The 3,958-nt window shown below is 52.9% G+C and carries 4 protein-coding genes; 3 read left to right on the forward strand and 1 reads right to left on the reverse strand.

Annotation, left to right across the window (positions count from 1 at the left end; all coding sequences use genetic code 11):
• Positions 1 to 730, reverse strand: a 730-nt coding sequence (locus tag JCM13995_RS13095; RefSeq protein ID WP_263849694.1) for a glycosyl hydrolase family 28 protein, incomplete at its 3' end; no start/stop codon positions are given.
• A gap of 152 nt (positions 731 to 882) precedes the next feature.
• Between JCM13995_RS13095 and JCM13995_RS13100 the strand changes: the two genes are divergently transcribed.
• The 3 genes from JCM13995_RS13100 to JCM13995_RS13110 all read left to right on the forward strand — a co-directional run.
• Positions 883 to 1,896 carry an AraC family transcriptional regulator gene (locus tag JCM13995_RS13100; protein WP_054666423.1) on the forward strand — a complete coding sequence of 338 codons (1,014 nt, stop codon included), beginning with the start codon at positions 883 to 885 and terminating at the stop codon, positions 1,894 to 1,896.
• 176 nt (positions 1,897 to 2,072) lie between these two features.
• Positions 2,073 to 3,149: a substrate-binding domain-containing protein gene (locus JCM13995_RS13105; RefSeq protein WP_054666427.1), complete on the forward strand. Its 1,077-nt coding sequence runs from the start codon at positions 2,073 to 2,075 to the stop codon at positions 3,147 to 3,149.
• Positions 3,150 to 3,253: 104 nt separating this feature from the next.
• On the forward strand, positions 3,254 to 3,958 hold a 705-nt coding region (locus JCM13995_RS13110; RefSeq protein WP_263849695.1), incomplete at its 3' end, for an FGGY family carbohydrate kinase.

The following is a 3,958-nucleotide window of genomic DNA, read 5'->3' on the forward strand; positions in this document are numbered from 1 at the left end:
TCTCCTGACCGCCGATTCGCATACTGTTGCATGCCGTGTTTAGCAGGCAATGACGAACTGTCAGCCGGTGAATGTCGTAGCCAGCGATTGTGTCATCACCAGAGTAGACGCCGCAGTTACTAATTCGGATATCCCGTGAGTGATGTAGATTGAAACCGTCGTGGCCGCCGCGAATTTGCACGTCGTCAATTGTGACATGATGGCAGCCCAGAAGTGCGTGTGACCAGTTGGCGCTATTGACGAATGTGTAGCCTTTAAGCGTCAGCTGACTGACCCCCACCATGGCGATGCCCATCGGCCCGCGGAATCCTTCTTCCCCACGAGAATCCGTCAGTGAGGACCCGTCGATCGCACTGCCGCTCTCAGCAATAATCTGAACGTTCCGCTCGTGATACGCGCTGATCAGTGCCGCGAAGTAATGATCCGGTAAGTGCCATTCTTTAATATAAAAGGGATCATGCACATAGTCGACCGGGTTGGCTTCGTTGAAGTCAGTGTAGTCATTGAGGTTAGCGCTGCCGACGAGCACGGCCCCGGCTTTTAGTCTTAACGTGATGTTTGACCGCAAGCGGATGCTGCCGATCACATACCTGCCGGTCGGCACTTCGATAACGTCGCCGCCAGCACTTGCACAGGCGTCAATGATCTGTTGAAAAGCAGACGTTTGGACAGATTGTGAAAGGCTTGAAACGCCGTGTTCCGTGACGGTCACTTTAGATTTTGCGGTCAATAAACCACACTTCCTTTTCAAGAAAACTGAAATTTTTGTTTAGCCTGCACATTGATATCGCGGACTACAATGAAGAATACACCGGCGCAAGCCATCTTATAACCGTTATTAATGTACAATGGGTGTGAAAATTTGACTTAAGGCGGTGGATGATGGGGTATCTAATTTCGCTTAATGATCCAATTATTCATGTGTGGTCAGGCCATCTTGTCAAGAAGGCTGGTCCGGCCTGGAAGCACCGACGTAATCATCACTCAGCGGATACTGAGCTGATGCTGCTTGAGAAGGGCACCTTGTACTTAAGCGTAAACGGTGAACCAGTGACCTTAAGGCCTGGGCAACCATTATTAATCCCCCCGGATGCAACCGTTGAAGGCACGCAGGCCACCACGGAAGCAGTATCACTGTTCTGGATTCATTTCTTTGCGGCTATTCAGCCAATTTCGGATGCTGATTCGCGGATCAGTACCGCAAATCGTCAGCGGGTAGCGGGAAACACCGCGACTGCTTTAAATCAATATGCGCTGATCCCAGCGGTCTATCAGGCCGATGATCCGCAAGGCCTGCTTTTGCTGTTTCACCAGTTGCTTCAGGCGGTCAATGAAAATCCGGTTAGCGAACGGCAAAACGATTTCTTTACTGCGTATTTACTGTGCCAAGTTAGCAATGATTTTATGAAGACCTTGCCAGTTCAGAAGCCAGAATCCTTGGCTTCAACAAAGATCTCAGAGTGGGTTAGGACCAACATCTCGAAAACGCTCACGGTGCGAGACGTGGCCAATCAGTTCGAACTGAATGCGAGTTATTTAAGTCGATTATTTAAGCGAGAAATGGGCGTGTCGCTCAAATCGTACATTTTGGATATGAAGATTAGCTACGCGAAGTATCTGCTTGCGTCGACCAATTTACTGGTGGCGGAGGTTGGGGATAAGGCGTACTTCGGCGATCCCAAACAGTTTATGCACACCTTTAAACAGCGGGTCGGCATTTCTCCAAGTGAATTCAGAGCGTCTATGAGCCGGACGCATTTGAACACGGAGACGGTGGATCCGAAGTCGCAGCTGCCGGCACAGTTCGGCACCGAAGCAGTACGCCGACTGATCGGCAAGATTCTTTCTGATCAGCAGACGCCTCAGCAAGAGTCAGGGTCGACAAGCAGTCAGTAATCATTGCTGACCGTGGCGGATGGGTCCCCCGAAAGAAGTCTAGAAAGTGGTCATTTGACACGTAATCGCAAATCGGGCGCGTCGGCATCTTTAGGCCTCACCTTGCTTACTCGGTGGAAATTGATTTGAATAAATCTTTCAAAGGCGGTTTACTGTAATCAATAAGGGGTGAGAACATGCAGACTAAAGAAGCGGTACGTCTGGCACTAAAAGAAGCCATCATGGCCGGCCGCTATGCGATCGGCGATAAGCTGCCAACCGAACAAGCGCTACTGACGCAATTTGACATCTCGCGTTACGGCCTGCGTCAGGCCCTAAAGGCGCTGGCAGATGAAGGGCTGATCCGAGCGGTGCAGGGCAGCGGCTTTTATGTGGCGGATCCGCGCAATAAGCAGCGTAAGCAGGCCGCGCAGAAAATTGTCGGCGTCATTACAACGCACTTGGCAGACTACATTTTTCCGCCGATTATTTCCGGCATCGACAGTGTTGTGAGCGAGGCAGGCTATGGCCTGATGCTGAGCAATACGCACAATGAGTTTGAAAACGAGCAGCGCAGCCTGATCCGAATGATGGATACCGGGGTCGCGGGACTCATTATTGAGCCGACACGCAGCGCCATGGCTAATCCCAATCTGGCGCTTTACCGGCGCATCGCACTGGCGAGGATTCCAGTTGTCTTTATCAATGCCGGCTACACCGGCCTGACGGACTTTCCGACGCTGACGGTCGATGACGCAGGTGGGGAGCGTCAGCTGATCGAGGCGCTGCTAAAGCAGGGACACCGCCAGATCCTTGGCCTTTTTCAAATCGATGACCAGCAGGGCGTCGATCGCATGCAGGGATTTGTTCAGGCTTATCAGGCGAACCAGCCGACCTTATCTACCGGAAACGTCATGCTGTACCAATCCGGTGATCACCTTGCTGACCTGAAGGCCCGCATTCTGGATGTCGTCAATGGGGAGTCACGGCCTACTGCGATTGCCTGCTACAATGACCAACTGGCCATTCGCCTGATTTCTTGGCTGGGCGAAGTGGGAATCAAGGTCCCAGACGATATTTCGCTGGTCGGGTTTGACGACTATGAGATGAGTCGCTATTCGCGTCCGGGGCTCACCACCGTGGTTCATCCTAAACGACGCATGGGCGAGGCGGCTGGCCAGGCAGTGCTTGAGGCGATCGCACACCAGACCCCGGCTTCAATTCAGTATCCGGCAGAGCTTGTGATGCGGCGCTCGATTAGGAAACTGAGCTGAATTGTGTCGAATCAATTAAATCAATTTGATGACGAAGAATAAACCGCTTACCTTGAAGTTGCGAACAGATCGCAACTTCTTTTTTTATGGGCAGGAGGGATCAGATGGACAACTCAATTAAGGCGGCGATTGAAGCCGGTCAGCTCACGCTTGGCCTGGAGCTGGGATCGACGCAAATCAAAGTGGAATTGCTAACGGCTCACTTGACGCCGGTGGCGACGGGTGCCTATGGCTGGACCAACACATTGGCCGATGGGCACTGGACCTACTCACTGGATCAGGTGTGGGTTGGGATTCAGGCCGCTTACGCAGATTTAGCGGCGCGCGTGAAGGCGCAGTACGGCGTTCCCATCACGCAGATCAAGGCGATCGGCATTAGCGCGATGATGCACGGCTACTTGGCGTTTGATGCCGACGACCAACTGCTGACACCGTTTCGAACTTGGCGTGATAACACCACGGGCCAGGCCGCGGAGCAGCTATCGCAGTTGTTTCACTTCAACATTCCGCAGCGCTGGAGCGTCGCCCACCTTTATCAAGCGATTTTAAACGGTGAACACCACGTTAATCAGATCGCATTCATGACCACGTTGGCGGGCTACGTGCACTGGCAGCTATCTGGGCAAAAGGTGATCGGTATCGGTGACGCCTCAGGGATGTTTCCGATTGATCCGGCCACTGATCAGTATGACGCGATGAAGCTGGTGAGCTTTGATACCTTGCCGGCAGTGCAGGCTCACCACTTGCAGCTGCGCCAGATCTTGCCGGAGCCGCTGCTGGCTGGGACGCCAGCCGGGCACCTGAGCGAA

The sequence above is a fragment of the Lacticaseibacillus camelliae DSM 22697 = JCM 13995 genome (assembly GCF_001311195.1).
GTDB lineage: Bacteria > Bacillota > Bacilli > Lactobacillales > Lactobacillaceae > Lacticaseibacillus > Lacticaseibacillus camelliae.